This window comes from Pseudoalteromonas sp. SG44-17 (assembly GCF_014164235.1).
GTDB lineage: Bacteria > Pseudomonadota > Gammaproteobacteria > Enterobacterales > Alteromonadaceae > Pseudoalteromonas > Pseudoalteromonas rhizosphaerae.
In genome coordinates, this window is record NZ_JACJEV010000009.1 from 122,369 (window position 1) to 140,982 (window position 18,614).

An 18,614-nucleotide genomic window follows, 5' to 3' on the forward strand; every position below is an offset into this window, starting at 1 on the left:
GGAAAAATGGCAATACGCAAGCCAATGGTCGCAGGCAATTGGAAAATGAACGGCTCGAAAGAGTTAGTACAGCAATTATCTGACGCTATCAACAACGTAAAATCAGATCAGATAGACGTTGTGGTATTTCCACCTTACCCATTGTTACCTATGCTAACAGCAACAGGTGTAACAACTGGGGCACAAACGGTTTCTGAAAATGAACCGGGTGCATTTACTGGTGAAGTTGATGCGCAATTAATTAAAGATTTAGGTTGCCAATATACGTTAGTTGGTCACTCTGAACGTCGTAGTATCTACGGCGAAAGCAATGACACTGTTGCAGCTAAATTTGCTCGTGCACAACAAGTGGGTTTAACACCTATCTTATGTGTTGGTGAAAGTGAAGAGCAACGCGAACAAGGTCAAACTGAATTAGTCGTTGCTGCACAAATTGATGCAGTAATTGATAAATTAGGTCTAGCAGCACTGAAAGATTCTGTGATAGCATACGAGCCCGTTTGGGCCATTGGCACAGGTAAGACTGCATCGCCTGAACAAGCACAACATGTGCACAAATTTATCCGTGATAAAATTGCTGCTAACAGTAGTGATTTAGCACAAGGGCTGACCATTCTTTATGGTGGCAGCGTAAATGAAAAAAATAGCGAATTATTATTTGCACAACCAGATATAGACGGCGGCCTGATTGGTGGCGCTAGTCTAAAAGCAGAGTTATTTACTGCAATCTGCGAAAGTGCAAAAGGGACCGTATAAGATGTACGAAATTTTATTAGTAGTTTATTTAGTTGTTGCTTTAGCGCTTGTTGGTATGGTTTTAATTCAACAAGGTAAAGGCGCGGACATGGGTTCATCATTTGGTGCTGGTGCCTCTGCAACCGTTTTCGGTTCGTCAGGTGCAGGTAACTTTATGACAAAAACAACTACAATCTTAGCCAGTGTTTTCTTTGTGCTAAGTATTGTACTAGGTAACTTAACTGCAGGTCAGATCAAAAAGACTGATGAGTGGGAAAACCTAGAAGCAGCACCAGCAGTTGAAACAATTGCTCCTGCAGCTGACGATGTTCCAGTAACATCAACTAAAGAGAAATCTGACGTACCAAATTAATACTTATTAAAAGTATCGTTAAACGATTTATCATCCTCAAATAAATCATATGTTTAACACCTAAAGCGAAAGCTTTAACAATGCGGTTGTGGTGGAATTGGTAGACACGCTACCTTGAGGGGGTAGTGCTTTCGGGCGTGGGGGTTCAAGTCCCCCCAACCGCACCATCTTATAAAAACCAGTAACAGCGATGTTACTGGTTTTTTGCTTTTTGTGGTCTGCAATTAGCACAGACTCTCACCTCGATTAGCTTCCCCGTTTATTTAAATTAGCATCACTTCAAGTATAGCGCTGTAGCGCACAGACGAAAAACGACGGTTAGTCCAAGTTATCAATAACTATTACGTTCTTTGATATATGGATTTATCCATTGGAGGCCTGAGTGACTGCAACGTGCACCTTACCAGTTGTAAGCAATCATTTATTAAACTATTTACCTAGACTCGAATACCAATGGTTTGTTGAAAATTGCACGCCAGTAGAGCTGTTGTTTGGCGAAACACTCAATATTGCTGATGAAGCGATAAAATATGTTTATTTTCCAGTAACGGGCTGTATTTCATTACTTATCGAGGTTGTCGAAAAACAGTCTTTTGCGATGGGATTAATTGGTAATGAGGGCATGCTAGGTGCCACGCTTGCGCTTGAAAACTCAAACGCTGCTATGAAGTCGATCGTCCAAAGTTCAGGACGTGCGCTACGAATGGACGCTGCAAAATTTAATCACAGGTTAGAAAGCAATCCGCTAGTGAGAAAATTAATACTTAATTATCTCTACGTGGTGATGCAACAACTCGCTCAAACGGGCGCATGTAATAACGCTCATGAAGTGAAGCAACGCCTTGCTCGATGGCTATTAATGACACAGGATCGTACTCATTCAGATCATCTGCAGTTAACACATCAGTTGTTAGCGAAAATGCTGGGTGTAAGGCGCAGTGCAGTGACGATTGCGGCAGGTTATTTACAGCAGCAGGGAATTATAAGTTATAACCGCGGACAGATTAGTATTTTGTCCAGAGCTGGCCTCGAACAGTCATCCTGTCAATGCTATTTTGCAGCGGTGAATAGTTACCAAAAAACATCAGCTATTTATAAATAGCAGACAATGCTCTGCGCTATATCGCAACAGATAGTGACTATGTGCGTTGTCGTACCGAATCATAGAAATTTTCCAGTTACATTATCTCTAATGAAACACAGAAAGTATGGCTCTGAAAATTAAGCTGTTCACACACATGAGCTCATTTTAAAAATAGTACTCTCAATTAGCGATCACCAATCAGCAGAGAATTAGGGACAACTATGTCAAATATCATTTCTTCACTATTTTGCTCTCAACTTGTAAAACCACCGTGGAATAGTGTTCAGCCTGTTCGCGAAGAACTCTTCGGAGTTGAGCGATTAGAGCAGCATGCAATCAGTTTGGCTCAAGCACAAGAAGTGTCAAAATCAACTGCCAGAGTTGTATCATTACAGGTTCGTCTCAAACAAAATGCATCAGTATTGTTGGCAGCCTATCATGCTAACGCCAAAGCATTGGCTGCAGGGCACAGTGTCGTTCCTGCGGCGGAATGGCTACTGGATAATTATCATTTAATTGAGCAACAAATTCGTGAAGTCAGAGATGATCTACCAGATGGCTTTTATCGCCAATTACCAAAGCTAGCCAGTGGCCCTTTCGCGGGGTATCCACGAGTTTTTGGTTTGGCGTGGGCGTATGTTGCCCACACGGATAGTCATTTTGACGAGCAGAGCCTTTGTAAGTTTATAAAAGCCTATCAAACCATCAATATTCTCACCATTGGCGAACTATGGGCCGTCGCGATTACGTTGCGTATAGTATTAATTGAAAATTTACGTCGACTTGTTGACCAAATTTCTGTTGGGCGCATTGACCGTGATGATGCGGATCAGCTTACTGACCGTCTTATGGTGTCCGGCAACGCTGATACTGTTTTATTAGCTCAGCTCCAAACGCGTTCCTCAGCCCCTTTATCGGAAGTTTTTGCTGCACAACTTGCGAAACGATTACGCGATCAAGACCCACATATCACTCCCGCGCTGAAATGGTTAGAACAAAAATTAAATGAACAAGGCCTTAGCGTTGATGATGTAGTTCAACATTCGCAGCAACGCGAAGGTGCGTCCAATGTGACTGTTCGAAATATCATAACCAGTATGCGGTTGATCACCGATATGGACTGGACTGATCTTTTTGAAAAGGTCAGTCTCGTTGATGAAAAATTGCGTTGTGCAAGTGCATTTGGTGACATGGATGCCGTTACTCGTAACCTATACCGCAATGCCATTGAACAATTGTCACGAGGCTCAAAGCTTTCTGAAGTTAAGGTCGCTAAACTGGCACTGCAGGCGGGCAGAGATGCAAAGAAAAATACCCACAACCAGCAAGAAGCCGAGCGCCTTGGTGACCCCGGTTATTACTTAATCGACAAAGGCAGAGCACAGTTTGAACAATCACTAAAATTTCGGCCTAATTTAGGGCTTTGGCTCAGCCGATTACATATCAAAATCGGCTTAGTAGGTTATGCCGCATCAATTTTACTCTTAGCACTTGGATTAGTGATTGGATCTATTTCTTTATTTGGTTTTCGCCAGTTGCCACTCGATTTATTCTTAGTATTAATAATTATCGGGTTTTTACCCGCCACCGAAATTTCAACCGCAATTATTAATCGTTCGGTAACTTGGCGGCTAAGAAATGGCACGTTACCTGGGCTTGAATTTAAAACAGGTGTGCCAACGTCATTACGCACTTTGGTCGCGGTGCCAACATTATTGACTAATTCAAGCGATCTTTGTCAACAAGTAGAGCGTTTACAAGTGCACTATTTAGGTGGGGTCGACGGCGATTTAACATTTGCATTATTAGTTGATGGTTTAGATGCCGATCAACAAGTGTTAGAAAGTGATAATCAAATGCTGACAATAGTGGCAGAACAAATCGACCGTTTAAATCATACTTATCCATCCGGTCCTGCGGGTAAGCGATTTTTATTACTGTATCGAGGTAGACAATTTAACCCCAGTGAAAATAAATGGATGGGGTGGGAGCGCAAACGAGGCAAATTACATGAATTAAACCGTTTGCTGCGAGGAGCCACTGATACTAGTTTTATCCCCTTGGCTGGCAGAACATTAGAAGTCCCAGAAAATGTTCGCTATGTGATCACACTTGATGCTGATACGCGGTTACCGCGTGAAACTACCTTACGGCTTATTAGCCGGATGGGGCATCCGCTTAACCGTCCTCGCTTTAATGTTAAGACACAACGGATTGAAGCCGGTTATGGCATTATTCAACCTCGTGTCACGCCTTCATTGCCTATTGGTGCACAGGGGTCTTTTTATCAACGTGTTATTTCCAGTCCGGGAGGAATGGATCCTTACGCAGCGGCAAATTCAGATGTTTATCAAGACTTGTTTGGCGAAGGTTCTTATACCGGAAAAGGCATTTATGATATTGATGCATTTGAAGCAGCCCTTGCTGGGCGAGTAAAAGAAAATGTAATGCTAAGCCATGATTTATTTGAAGGTATATTTGCGCGTGCGGCGTTGGTGTCGGATGTTGAGGTTGTTGAAGAGTTTCCAGCTCGCTACGATGTATTGGAAAAACGGCAACATCGTTGGACTAGAGGAGACTGGCAACTATTACCTTGGATATTCGGTAAATTTTCTGGCGCAGATGCCGTGTCGTGGGTTGGTCGTTGGAAATTATTGGACAACCTAAGACGTTCTTTAATTGCACCAATCACCTTTTTGGCATTGCTGTTATGCTGGCTATTGCCATTACCATTAGCAGCAATAAGTACGGTTTTATTATTAGCTACCATCGCCATTCCAGTATTTACTCCCTGTTTATTTTCACTTATCCCACCAAGACCTAGTGTCGAATTTCGTCACCATATTAGAATGTGGTTTGGTGATTTGCGTCTAGCATCAGCGCAAGTGTTTTTTAAAGTGGCATTTTTACCTGATCAAAGTTGGCGAGCCATGGATGCCATCGGGCGAACATTGATCCGCTTATTTGTCACTCGTAGTCATCTATTAGAATGGACCAGCTCGGCGCAATCCAATGGTGATCCGCGGCTGAATATTCTCGGCTTTTATAAAACAATGTACCAAGGCACACTCGTTAGTCAGCTAATATGCTTTGCGATACTGATCAATATGCCAGCGACTTTGCCGCTCGTGTTGCCATTTTTATTACTATGGCTAACAGCTCCTCTATTAGCTTATTACAGTAGTCGTCCTATTGCGACAAGCGACCTTAATAACGCAGAACCATATGCTGATATGCTTAGATTGACCGCTCGTCGAACATGGCGTTATTTTGAAACCTTTGTGACTGATGAAGACAATATGTTGCCGCCAGACAACTTTCAACAAGAGCCAGAACCGGTGATCGCGCATCGTACATCACCCACTAATATTGGACTTTATTTATTATCAGCCGTTGCTGCGCGAGATTTTGGTTGGATAGGTCTGCAAGCTGTCGTTAATCGTTTAGAAGCAACCTTTGCCACCCTTAATAAGTTAGCTAAGTGCAAAGGGCATTTTTATAATTGGTATGCCACCCAAAACTTAGCAACGTTAAATCCAGCGTACGTTTCCTCAGTAGACAGTGGTAACTTTGCCGGCCACTTGATCACCTTGGCGAACGCTTTAGATGAATGGCAACAGATGACCACAGATCATCATTTCAACACGGGGATGCAAGATAACCTCAGCTTGCTGAGTGAGGCCATTACAACGAATACTTTAATTGACTCACAAGATTCCCAAGTACTGAATGCTATTGTGGCCGAAATAACCGCGCTGATTGATACTGCGGGTACGATAGAGCATATCAGCCCTAGCATAATTAAATTAGTTAACCACGCCTTCGAACTCCCCATATTTGAGTTAACTGCGGATGCTACCTTTGATGATATTAGGTTTTGGCTGCAAGCTATAGCGACCTTGGCTGGTGAGCAATTACAAGATCATCAACTGAAAGTTTATTCGGCTCAAGCAGATGTTAACCTAATGCACCAACTGAAAAAATTAGCAAAAACAGCGCGAGAGATGGCTAACGGGATGAACTTTGCTTTTTTAATTAATCAAGAAAGAAAGTTGCTATCGATTGGTTATTCGCAGTCTGACAATAGTCTTGACGCTAACTGTTATGATTTACTGGCATCTGAAGCGAGATTAGCCAGCTTGTTTGCTATTGCCAAAGGCGATGTGGCTACTAAACATTGGTTTCATTTAGGACGCACAGCAACGCCATTAGGTAAAGGCTCTGCACTGATCTCTTGGTCAGGCTCGATGTTTGAATATCTTATGCCGTCTTTGATCATGCGAGCGCCAGTAGGAAGTTTACTTGAACAAACCAACCGCTTAGTGGTTGAACGCCAACAAAGTTACGCGAGTCAACTGGGGATCCCATGGGGGATCTCTGAGTCAGGTTTTAATGCCCGAGATATTGAATTTACCTATCAATACTCTAATTTTGGCGTGCCAGGTTTGGGCTTAAAGCGAGGGCTGTCAGAAAATAGAGTCATTGCCCCCTATGCAACAGGCTTGGCAAGTATGATTGATCCAGCTGCTGCGGTAGAAAATTATCAACGGCTACACAGTATTGGAGCATGCGGGCGTTATGGTTTCTTTGAAGCGTTAGACTTTACTCCTTCACGTGTGCAGTCGGGCAGCGACGTTGCCATTGTTCGCAGTTTTATGGCGCATCATCAGGGCATGACCATTGTCGCTATTTTAAATTGTTTACGCGATGGCTTAATGCGTTCGCGTTTTCATCGAGAGCCATGTATTCAAGCCTGTGAGTTACTGTTGCAAGAAAGAATGCCCAGAGATGTTGCAATAGGGCATCCTCGCGCTGAAGAAGTCAGGGAATCTGCCAGTGTTGATGCCAGTGAAGCGAATACAGTTAGGCACATAAAGGTTGCAATGGATGTGGAGCCGACCACGCATCTATTATCAAATGGACGCTATACAGTCATGTTAACGGCAACCGGCACAGGGTATAGCCGTTGGGGGAATTTTGCGATTACGCGATGGCATAGCGATCCGAGCTGTGATACCAGTGGTTCATTTATTCTGCTACGAGATGTTGAAACCGCCAAGAACTGGTCTAGTACTGCGCAACCCTTTGTGAGCTCTGGTGGTGAGTTTAATCCGTGTGTTTTTAGCGAAGATCACGCAAGGTTTATGAAAATAGAAGGAAACTTAACCACCACAATGGATGTGTTAGTGTCGGGGGAGGATGATGGTGAAGTAAGAAAAATAGCAATAAGCAATCAAGGTCATTTCAGTCATGAAATAGAGCTTACCTCATTTGCAGAATTAGTACTTGCAACAGCTGCGAATGATAACGCCCATCCCGCATTTGCTAAAATGTTCGTGCAGACCGAGTTTAATCAAGAATATAAAGCGATTATCGCGACGCGGCGCAAACGCTCTGCAGATGACGCTGATATTTGGGTTGGCCATTTTGCGATTATAGAGGGGGAGATAACGGCAGAGCCACAATATGAAACCAGTCGTGCCGAATTTATCGGGCGTGGTAATAACTTAGTCAGTGCACAAGCCATGACTTTAACCGCATGCTCTTCGAGTAAGGAGCTATCAAATACGGTGAGGTGTGTACTGGATCCCATATTGTCCTTACGATATCGTATTAAAGTGCCTGCGCAAGGAGCCGTGAACATCGCATTTTGGACCGTGGTGGCGCCGTCCAAAGAAAAACTAATAGCGATGATAGACAGGCACAACGATGCTAATGCTTATGATAGAGCAAAAACGCTGGCCTGGACCCAAGCGCAAGTACAGCTTCGTCACTTAGGTATTGAATATACCGAGGTGGCAGATTTTCAACGCTTAGCAGCCCCAATTTTATATGCAGATCCGCGCTTTAAAGCGTCATCAGCAGACATCATAAAAGGGATTAAGTGTCAGTCTGAACTGTGGGCGCAGTCAATTTCTGGTGATCTCCCCATCGTGTTGTTATTAATTGATGATATTGAAGATATCGCAAAGGTTAAGCAGCTTTTACGGGCCCATGAATACTGGCGAATGAAGTGTCTAGCGGTCGATCTGGTGATCATCAATGAACACCCCTCGGGTTACATGCAAGACTTACATAATGCAATAGAGACGGCTGTGCGCAGTAGCCAATCTCGACCATCTTTTAATCGTGATTATTTGGCAGAGCAGAGCATTGGGGCAGTGCATGTATTTCGTGCTGACATGATAAACAGCGAGACTCGCGATATGCTGCATGCTATTGCCCGAGTGGTTTTAGTCGCTCGCCATGGCTTTATAAATAAGCAATTTTTTCTACGTACAGCAAAAACGCGCAATCAGGCGGTAACTAGCATGCTAAATCATCAACCACGAACGTTAAACGCGAATACACAATTGCCAAAAGCGAACTTACCAGAGCTGGAGTTTTTTAACGGTTTAGGCGGTTTTGCTGATAATGGGCGTGAATATGTCATTCGTTTGCACAATGGTGAATGCACGCCTGCACCTTGGCTTAATGTTATTGCTAACCCGAGTTTTGGCTTTCATGTTTCGGCTGAAGGCAGTGGCTATACGTGGTCAGAAAACAGCCGAGAAAACCAACTGACCACCTGGTCAAATGATGCCGTGTCAGACCCCATTGGTGAGATTGCTTATGTATGTGATAAAGACAGTGGTGAAATTTATACTGCAACGGCTCAGCCCGCACAGGACAAGGGCAGTTATATAATACATCACGGTTATGGCTTTAGTCGGTTTAAGCATCAGGTTAGCGGACTATCATTAGATTTATTGCATTATGTGCCACTGGACGATGCAATTAAAATCTCTCGATTAACCATACACAACGAGTCAGGTCGAAAACGTCGGCTGTCAGTAACGGCTTATGTGGAATGGGTCCTTGGCACATCGCGTAGTACCTCTGACTGTTTTATTACCAGCTCGTTAGATGCAAACAGCAATACAATTTTATTGCATAATCGGTGGGGAATGGCATTTCCAAAACGTGTTGCTTTTGTTGATATGGCAGGTGCGCAAACCGCATGGACAACCGATAGGAGCGAATTTATTGGCCGCAATGGCACTAAGGCAGCGCCAAGGGCTCTAAGTCAGCAGGTATCTTTATCTGGTACTGTTGGTGCAGGTTATGATCATTGCAGCGCTTTACAAACTGATATTGAGCTTGCTGATGGTGAAAGCCGTGAAGTTATCATGTTTATTGGCCAAGGCGATTGTGAGCAACATGCCTTAGAATTGGTTAGCAATTACCGACAAAGAGATCTGGATGAGGTGTTTGCCGGTGTACAAAACCATTGGCACACCCTATTAAATAAGGTGCAGGTAAAAACCCCGGATCGCGCTATGGATATTATGCTCAACGGCTGGCTGATGTATCAAACTATAGCGTGTCGAATATGGGCGAGATCTTCTTTTTATCAAGCCAGTGGCGCTTATGGATTTCGTGATCAACTGCAAGATGGTATGGCCATAACCTTAAGCCAGCCTGCAATAACCAGAGCGCATATTTTACGTGCGGCGGGTAGGCAGTTTGTTGAAGGTGATGTACAACATTGGTGGTTGCCGCATTCAGGACAAGGGGTACGAACTCATATCTCAGATGATCGCGTTTGGTTAGCATTGGCAACCGCAAACTATATAAAAGTAACGGGTGATAAAGCGATATTAACGCAAGCTATCCCATTTTTAGAGGGCAAGCCGCTTGGCAAAGAGCAGCATGATGCCTACTTTAAACCGAACGTTAGCGAAGAGTCTGCCAGTCTATTTGAACATTGTGCTCGCGCACTGGATCAAAGTATTCAGTTAACGGGTGAACATGGCCTGCCATTGATGGGAACTGGCGACTGGAACGATGGCATGAACTTAGTAGGAGCGGCTGGAAAGGGCGAGAGTGTATGGCTTGGCTGGCTGTTGATACGTGCTATAGACTTATTTGCCGTTTATGCGCTTGAACAAGAAACTGAAGCGGATCGACTACGAGGCAAGCATTGGCAAGAACATGCTGAAAAAGTGCGTATTTGTATTGATGAACAAGCATGGGATGGACAGTGGTATCGTCGAGCAACATTTGATGATGGTACTTGGCTTGGGTCAAAAAGTAATGATGAGTGTCAAATCGACTCTATTGCTCAATCTTGGGCGGTATTAGCAAATGGTACAGATCAACACAAAGTCATGACAGCCATGTCTGCCGTTGAAACTCATCTTATCAAGCAGCAAGAACGGTTGGCCTTGTTATTTACCCCGCCTTTTGATCAAACCACTCATAATCCCGGATATATTAAAGGTTACCCTCCCGGTTTAAGAGAGAATGGTGGTCAATACAGTCATGCTGCTATGTGGTTTATTTTAGCGTTAGCTAAGCAGGGCGAAGGTAAAAAAGCCGTGGATTTATTTGCCATGGTCAACCCGATTAATCACGCCAGCGATAGCGAAAAAGTCCAACGTTATAAAGTTGAACCTTATGCCGTAGCCGCTGATATCTATTCAATTTCACCTTATATTGGCAGAGGTGGTTGGACTTGGTATACCGGTGCTGCTGGTTGGATGTATCAGGCGGGGTTAGAAGGTATTTTAGGTATTCGTCGTGAGGGTAAAAATTTAATTATTCAACCCTGTATCCCCGATCATTGGCCTGAATTTAGCGCTGCAATAAAAATCGCGAATAGCCACCTTGATATAACAGTAAATAATCAAGTACCGCTTGCGAATAATCTATTGCATGCAGAGCTTAATGGTATTTTATTAGCTAACCAAGGGTCATTGGTGAGTGTGGAGCTCAAAGACGGCTATCATCGTTTGATGATATCGGCGAGCGTCAAGTCAGATAAGCATTAGCCGCTGCAGATTGATTAACCGAAGCTCAGGTTAATTAGTCGAGCGCCTAAGGGCATCAGAGCTATAAACTGAAAATCCAACAACCCGTAGGTTAACTATGATAATTAAGACGATAACAGTGCTATTGCTTGCACAGAATTCATCTTTAGCAAAACGCATACGTACCTCTTTGTATTATTCACAACTACGGGTATTTAAAGTGGTTTATGCAAAAGAGCAAACAAAAGCGCTTGAGCTAATAAATAGTAGCTCGATTGATGTCGTGTTGTTAGATTTATCAGTAGCGAATGCTAAAAGCGCAGAGTTTGTAAATCGACTTCGACATAACTCTCCGAAGACGATTATTATGTTACTGTGCAACGCAAATGATAATGCAATTGTATCGCAAGCGATGGCTCAAGGTGCACATGGGTTTATTGATAAGCATAGTTTAGGGCAGCACTGGCTTATGCGGTTGTTGGGCTTTAGCCTTTTACAAACACAGCCTTTAAAATTACAAAAACGCAGTATTAAAACCTTACATGCAATTTGCGACAGCTCACTGCTCGGGATCATGGCTGCTGATTGGTTCGGCAATATTATTTATACCAATCAGGCTTTTAACACCATAACGGCATATAGCGCAGCAACACCGCAAGGCTGTCATTGGATGGCGCAAATCTATGATGATGATAAGAATCGTTTACTAACGGATTTACAAGCAGCTCAGAAAAATAACACAATTGTTTGCTCTGATGTGTGTATCATTTATCAAAGTAAGCAGCTGTGTCAGGTCCGTGTAACCGCGACGCCGATAGCAAAAAATAAAAAATCATATGGCTACATAATTACACTAGAAAAGCTTAGTAAACGAGATAATAAAGCTAAGTTAACCGCTGCAGTTACTAAAACTAGGCGTGATTTACTGCCCGCAACTACGGCGCAATTGACCCTAGATGCTATGAGTGATGCGATATTAAGCACCGATATTAATGACAAGGTATTATATTTAAATCAAGCAGCATCAATACTTACTGGCTGGGACTGCAGTGAGGCTGTTGGTTTATTGTTGTGTGATATTTTCAAGATTAAAGAGTCTGCTTCAGCGGTTATCGCGAAGTCGACGCTTGCACAAAGTCAGCGAGAGCAACGGCCTTTCGATTGTATATTAGTGCGTAAAGACGGTGTTGAGATCCAAATCGAAGAATCTGCTCGTACTATCTTTAATGAGCTTGGTGAAACCATTGGGGTGGTTTTTATATTTCGAGATATCTCGCAGTCGCAACTAAAAGCAATCAAAATGAAATACTTAGCGCAGCATGATCCGCTAACCGGATTACCTAACCGGTTACTTTTTCAGGAGCGGCTAAATCAGGCTCTCGTGTTAGCTAAACGACATAATAAGCGATTGGCGGTACTTTATTTAGATATTGATTTATTTAAAAAAGTGAATGATCTACACGGTCATGAATTAGGAGATAAGTTGCTTTGTTCGATTGCTAACCGAATGACTGATGCGGTGAGACAAAGTGATACTGTCTGTCGACAAGGTGGTGACGAGTTTTTGATATTGCTCTCTGAAATAGAGCACGCTGATGATGCAGCAACATTTACCAGTAAATTACTTCACACGCTGATTAATCCGCATCAGCTTAACGGCAAAAAAATATCCGTGCATATGAGTATAGGTATTCGTATTTTCCATCATGATATTGAGGCTCCGCAACAGGCTAGTGAAGGAAAATTAAGTGATGTTCTTATCGATAATGCTGATAAAGCAATGTATCAGGCAAAATCACGAGGACATGATGGCTATCAAATTTTTAAACAAGCTTAACCCATTGAAGTTTCTTTAAAATTTTAATATAAAAATTAGAAACCATAAATAGCAGCACGCAATAAGCGAAATTTAATAATTTGTCTTGGCAAAGCACTGATTAGCGCGCAAGATGTATATTTACTTTTCGCTAACAAAATGGCATAACGATTTTGTTATATTAATTTTAAGTTAGATGCTAAAAAATGACGTTCAAATCATTTTCCACACATATCAGTTATATAAGCGGCTAAGCTGGAAACATAATGGCCGATAGTCCAATTAATATTCTTTATAATGTTTAGAAATCAGCTTTTGAGGCGAGTTCACACTAAATAAAATAACCCGCAAACTATAATGGCTAATCTAGATCAGTAAATACTAAAAGATGATAGAGTATAATAACGTTGTAGCAATCATTCAGTGCCTTCTGCATTGAGTGTTTACTGCATAAAGAGCGCCTATAATAAAGCGCTCAAGGAATAATATGAATAGTCCAATCGCTAACAAGTTATTAAATTTCTTCCCTTTAGCAGCTAAAAATAAAGTATTTCCTCAACTTAAACTCGTCATGTTGCCTTTGGGAAAGGTGATATATGAGTCTGGGCAAAATCTTACTTGTGTGTATTTTCCGATAGATTGTATTGTTTCGCTTCTTTATGTGACTGAAAATGGCTCATCAGCTGAAATATCAGTTGTCGGAAATGAAGGGTTAGTGGGAATTGCTGTTTTTATGGGGGGAGAAAGTACTCCTAAAAGGGCGGTTGTACAAAGTGCAGGGTACGCGTATTGCCTACCAGCGGCGATATTACGTAGCGAATTTAATAATGATGCCACAATTCGCATGTTGCTATTACGGTACACCCAAACATTAATTGCGCAAATGGCACAAACTGCGGTTTGTAATCGTCATCACTCGATTGACCAACAACTTTGCCGATGGCTATTACTCTCTCTCGATCGGCTGAGAACCAATAACCTAACGATGACTCAAGAGTTAATTGCAAATATGCTAGGCGTTAGAAGAGAAGGCGTCACTGAAGCTGCGGGTAAACTACAAAAGTTAGGCGTGATCACTTATAAGCGAGGTCATATAACGGTGACAGATAGATGCAAACTTGAGACGCTGTGTTGTGAATGTTACGCAGTGGTTAAAAAGGAAACAGACAGATTAGGAGAAATTCCAAGCATGGTATAATTTTTAATCTTACATGTTCAGCACCTATTAACCGCCTTAATCGCAATTGATACAAATTTCAGCATGTAAAGTGCCCTAGCGTACAGATAGTTAAATGAGCTCACCTTAAACTCATCTTGTTAGCCTTTTACAATGACGTAATGGGCAAGATGGTAGAGGTCATTATGAAAATTTCAAATACTCAGGAACAGTCTGTTAAACAAGTGCCAAGTGAACAAAAAGCCGCTGCAGTAGAGACCAGTTATAGCGGGCAAAAACCACAATTTAAACAATCCGCTAATAAACCCAAAAAGACATTAGCAGAGCACCGTAAACACTCAGACATAAGCGATATATAAAGAGTATTACAGCAGCAAGTACACTTACCGTCGACTCTAACGCTTACGTTTTTACACGGAGTTATTAAGAGATTAAGACAATCATAATCCAGAGGTAACTATGAAAAAATTAGCTCATACTGTCAAGCCGAGAGATAAAAAATCAGCTAAAGCTAAAGCCGCTAAAAAAGATTTACCAGATATCATTTACCTAGGTCAACAAAGATTAAAAAGCTAAAAGCCATATTCACCAATCACTAATTTACGCGGTAATAAAGCGAGCATGCAGTTCACTTTACTACCGTTATGCTCAAGGAGTCATAATGTCAGTTGTGAATATGCAGATCCTTACTATTAATGCGGGTTCATCGAGCATCAAATTTGCTGTATTTACTCCTGCGGGTTTAGCAACGCCATTGTTAAGTGGAAAAATTGAGCGCATTGGTATGGCAGGGACTTTATTAACCTTTGTTGATAAGCAGCGTAATCTGGATGGTCGCCTTCAACCTGATTGTGATGATCATCAAGAAGCAGCCAAGTTTCTAATCAATTGGTTGCAGCAACACATTGGTTTTGAAAAAATAACTGCTGTAGGCCATAGATTGGTTCATGGCTGGCAACATGCAAAGCCGGAGCTTATAACGCCTGCACTGTTGGCTGAGCTACGAGATATAATTCCTTATGCGCCAGAGCATTTACCGAATGAAATATTGCTGATTGACACTCTGCAGCAACAATTTCCTAAACTACCGCAGGTCGCTTGCTTTGATACCGCCTTTCACCATTCATTACCACCAGTAGCAAAGTTGCTGCCAATTCCGCGTCGGTTTGATGCATTAGGTATTCAGCGTTATGGCTTTCATGGTATCTCCTATACATATTTAATGACCGCATTGGCTAATAACTATCAAAACACTCCATTGCCGCAACGAATTATTCTCGCCCATTTAGGCAATGGTGCGAGTATGGCTGCAGTACTTGATGGTCGTTGTATTGACACCAGTATGGGGTTTACACCTTGTGGTGGGTTAGTCATGGGGTCACGTTGTGGCGATTTAGATCCTGGGGTTATCCACTACATTAAGCTGCATGAAAATATCAATAGTCAACAATGCAATCATCTCCTTAATCATCAATCCGGTCTGTTAGGGGTATCTGAAATTAGCGCAGATATGCGAGATTTATTACCACTTGAAAATACCGATCAACGCGCAGCACAGGCAATCGAACTATTTTGTTATCAGGCTAAAAAATGGCTCGGGGCTTATAGTGCCTCTTTGAATGGACTAGATACTTTGGTATTTAGTGGGGGGATTGGTGAAAATGCGGCAAGTGTACGGGCAAAAATTTGTGCAGGCATGCAGTACCTTGGTATTGAACTCGACCAAACTCGTAATAATAACCACGAAAGTATAATTTCCATTGCTGGTGGGGCGGTAACCGTCCATGTTATTCATACCGATGAAGAGCAAATGATTGCCAGTATGGTGTGTGAGTTACTTATGCTGGATGGATCTCAGTAATTGTAAGCTGCAATTTTGCCGCGCTATAAGCTGATTTAGAGTATCAGCTAAAGTTATAACCTCTAGTAAAGCTAACTCTTTCGCTAATGTATGCTATCGAACGGAACATCTGATTATTTACCGTAAAATCACGGAAAGAATGTCGAACTTTATGCTACTAGGAGTAAATTTATGTTGCACAGCGCAGATGACTTGAAGGCATGTAAGATCCAATCAGTTGATGGCGATTTAGGTAAAATCAATGATTTATATTTTGATGATGAAGGTTGGGCTATTCGTTATCTTGTGGTTACCACTCATAATTGGTTTTTCAAACGCGAAGTTTTAGTTTCACCCATCGCATTAGATACACCTGATTGGCCAAATAAAATGATGCCGGTGAATTTGAGCCAAAAACAAGTCGATCATAGTCCTGACATTAGCGCCCATAAGCCGGTTTCAAGACAACAAGAAATAAAATATTTTAGTTACTACAGTTACCCTATTTATTGGGGCGGCACTAGTATATGGGGCAATGGTCTTTATCCTGTCGCGGGGATGCTAGAAAACGACACGACTAATCAACAACCCAATACCAGTGAAGCCAAGCAAGATAAAACATCTCAAAACAATGATCCACATTTACGCAGTTGGCAAAAGGTCAAAGGATCCGTCGTTAATGGCTCTGACGGTGAAATAGGACATATACAAGGCTTATTAATTGATGAGCACACCTTTGCCATACGTTATGTCATTGTGCGAGCCAACGATTGGTGGATAGGTCATGATATTTTAGTGGCTCCGCATTGGTTTAATGACCTGAAGTGGGCTGAGTCATCCGTCAAAGTGAATCACACTCGTGCAGAAATTCAAGGTGCTCCCGCTTATGAGCCTTTAGTTAAAATGGACCGTGATTGGGAAATTGCTATGCACGATCATTACGCAAGGGAAGGATATTGGAGTAAGGAATCCGACTTACCAGTAAAACAAAGTTCAACGTCACCATAACCATGAAGCGGATTAAAAAAACAATCAAAGGGCAAGTTTCAAAAGAGCAGCTAGTCGCTTCATTACTTGATTCTACAGTTGATTTATCGCGAACTAATTCAGTCAATAAACAGAACCATCAAATTGAGCCGGGAGAATTACCCGGCATTGAACATGTTGCTGATGCCCAGAATCCGCCCGCCCCCGGCACTGTATTAATTACTTATACGGATTACTCGCCAACACGAATCGAAACCAATGAAATTACTAACCTTGATGAGTTTCTGAAAAAGCCGATGCCCAAATGGGTTAAAGTCAGATGGTTTAATGTCAGTACAATCCATCCGTATATTATTAGTTTGTTTCAACAACATTTTGCCTTTCATACATTGATTGCAGAAGATGTTTTGCACATTCCGCAACGACCCCGCATTGAGTTTTTTGATGATCATTTGTTTGTTGTTTTGCGCATGCTCAAGCCTTCAACACATAAGTCTGACGATACGTTAATAAACTCGGTGCCAGATATCGAACAAGTAAGTATATTTGTGTATGACAAAGTACTCATTTCTTTTCAGGAAGCCCCAGACGATGTTTGGCAACCGATCCGTGATCACCTGCAGAACGAAAATCGTCGCATTCGAAAAAATGGTAGCGGATATTTGCTCTATACCTTGCTTGATGCTGTCGTTGATTATTGTTTTCCCGTACTAGAAAGGTATGGCGATATCCTCGAAGATCTCGAGCTTTTGACCTTAGAAAGTCCATCACCACCGGTGCTACATCGTATTTATTGCATCAAACGAGAGCTGATACTGCTGCGGCGTATTATTTGGCCACTACGGGAAGTTGTTGATCACTTATACCGTGAAGAGGGCGGCAGAATTGAAGAGACCACACGGCCATATTTACGCGATGTTTATGAACACACGATTCAAATTGTTGAAATTGTTGAATCGTATCGGGAGATCGCAAGTGGTTTAACTGACCTGTATATGTCAGCTATCTCTAATCGGATGAATGAGATCATGAAAATGTTGACTATTATGGCGTCGGTATTTATCCCATTAACATTTATTTCCGGAGTTTACGGTATGAATTTTCAATTTATGCCGGAGTTGACGTGGCGTTGGGGTTACCCGCTTATTTGGGCTGTTTTTATTATGATCACTATCGGATTACTCATATTTTTTAGGCGCAAAGGTTGGCTCGGCAATAGCTAATCTTAGCTGTTTTCAAGCTTGTTTTAATAGAATCTAAATGCCTATTAGTTATCTTTAAATTGTTGTAACTGTAATTTGAATACATGTACTTAAGGTAAATGCCAAAGCAACGACGATAGCGAAAAATCTTGTATATTCTTGATTTAGTTTATTGCTCAGGGCAATACCTTTAAGCTTTATAGTATTTCAGCAAAGATTAATGGTGATGAGTACGCTATCGCACAGAGCTTGAAGTTATCTCGTTTTACAATGGTATAGAAGGCGGCAGCAACGTTGTTGTCTTATTTTGATTATTCAATAGGAGAATACAAATGGATCATGGCTATTGGAACGATTGGTATATTGGTTGGGGTTGGTTTTTATGGATCGGTATATGGTTTTTGTTAATTTCGAGTTTTAGTCATTGGGGTTACAGTTATCGCACACATCGTCGTTATGTTGCGAACACTGATAAAACGGCGCTCGACATTCTTAATGAGCGGTATGCGCGTGGTGATATAGAGCAACAAGAATTTGTCAAAATGAAGGAAGAAATCAATAAAAGTTAGTCTTTTAATTGAATAATTTTAAGACTCCTTATGTCTTTA

11 protein-coding genes and 1 tRNA gene are annotated in these 18,614 nt (G+C 42.0%); all 12 read left to right on the top strand.

Annotated elements, in window-relative coordinates; genetic code table 11:
* The first annotated feature begins 6 nt into the window (after positions 1 to 6).
* The 12 genes from tpiA to H5182_RS09130 all read left to right on the top strand — a co-directional run bounded on the left by tpiA (position 7) and on the right by H5182_RS09130 (position 18,575).
* Positions 7 to 756: a triose-phosphate isomerase gene (gene tpiA / locus H5182_RS09075; protein WP_145239190.1), complete on the top strand. Its 750-nt coding sequence runs from the start codon at positions 7 to 9 to the stop codon at positions 754 to 756.
* Position 757: 1 nt separating this feature from the next.
* Positions 758 to 1,108, top strand: coding sequence for a preprotein translocase subunit SecG (gene secG, locus H5182_RS09080; RefSeq protein ID WP_169019853.1), 351 nt, complete (start codon positions 758 to 760; stop codon positions 1,106 to 1,108).
* Positions 1,109 to 1,190: 82 nt separating this feature from the next.
* Positions 1,191 to 1,275, top strand: a tRNA-Leu gene (locus H5182_RS09085).
* Positions 1,276 to 1,490: 215 nt separating this feature from the next.
* Positions 1,491 to 2,210, top strand: a complete 720-nt coding sequence (locus H5182_RS22535; RefSeq protein WP_182759900.1) for a Crp/Fnr family transcriptional regulator — start codon at positions 1,491 to 1,493, stop codon at positions 2,208 to 2,210.
* A 203-nt stretch (positions 2,211 to 2,413) separates the two neighbouring features.
* Complete coding sequence (locus H5182_RS09095; RefSeq protein WP_182759901.1) at positions 2,414 to 11,005, top strand: GH36-type glycosyl hydrolase domain-containing protein; 8,592 nt, start codon at positions 2,414 to 2,416, stop codon at positions 11,003 to 11,005.
* A gap of 97 nt (positions 11,006 to 11,102) precedes the next feature.
* Positions 11,103 to 12,821: a diguanylate cyclase domain-containing protein gene (locus H5182_RS09100; RefSeq protein ID WP_182759902.1), complete on the top strand. Its 1,719-nt coding sequence runs from the start codon at positions 11,103 to 11,105 to the stop codon at positions 12,819 to 12,821.
* Positions 12,822 to 13,287: 466 nt separating this feature from the next.
* Complete coding sequence (locus H5182_RS09105) at positions 13,288 to 13,998, top strand: Crp/Fnr family transcriptional regulator (RefSeq protein WP_182731030.1); 711 nt, start codon at positions 13,288 to 13,290, stop codon at positions 13,996 to 13,998.
* A 164-nt stretch (positions 13,999 to 14,162) separates the two neighbouring features.
* A complete protein-coding gene (locus H5182_RS09110) occupies positions 14,163 to 14,336 on the top strand; it encodes a hypothetical protein (protein ID WP_182734899.1) in 174 nt (57 codons plus the stop codon).
* Positions 14,337 to 14,638: 302 nt separating this feature from the next.
* Entirely contained in the window at positions 14,639 to 15,838 is a 1,200-nt protein-coding gene (locus H5182_RS09115) for an acetate/propionate family kinase (protein WP_182734898.1), read from the top strand.
* Positions 15,839 to 16,009: 171 nt separating this feature from the next.
* Positions 16,010 to 16,825: a PRC-barrel domain-containing protein gene (locus H5182_RS09120; RefSeq protein ID WP_182759903.1), complete on the top strand. Its 816-nt coding sequence runs from the start codon at positions 16,010 to 16,012 to the stop codon at positions 16,823 to 16,825.
* Positions 16,826 to 16,827: 2 nt separating this feature from the next.
* Entirely contained in the window at positions 16,828 to 18,027 is a 1,200-nt protein-coding gene (gene corA / locus H5182_RS09125; protein ID WP_182759904.1) for a magnesium/cobalt transporter CorA, read from the top strand.
* A gap of 311 nt (positions 18,028 to 18,338) precedes the next feature.
* Positions 18,339 to 18,575 carry an SHOCT domain-containing protein gene (locus tag H5182_RS09130; protein ID WP_182731035.1) on the top strand — a complete coding sequence of 79 codons (237 nt, stop codon included), beginning with the start codon at positions 18,339 to 18,341 and terminating at the stop codon, positions 18,573 to 18,575.
* Positions 18,576 to 18,614 lie beyond the last annotated feature (39 nt).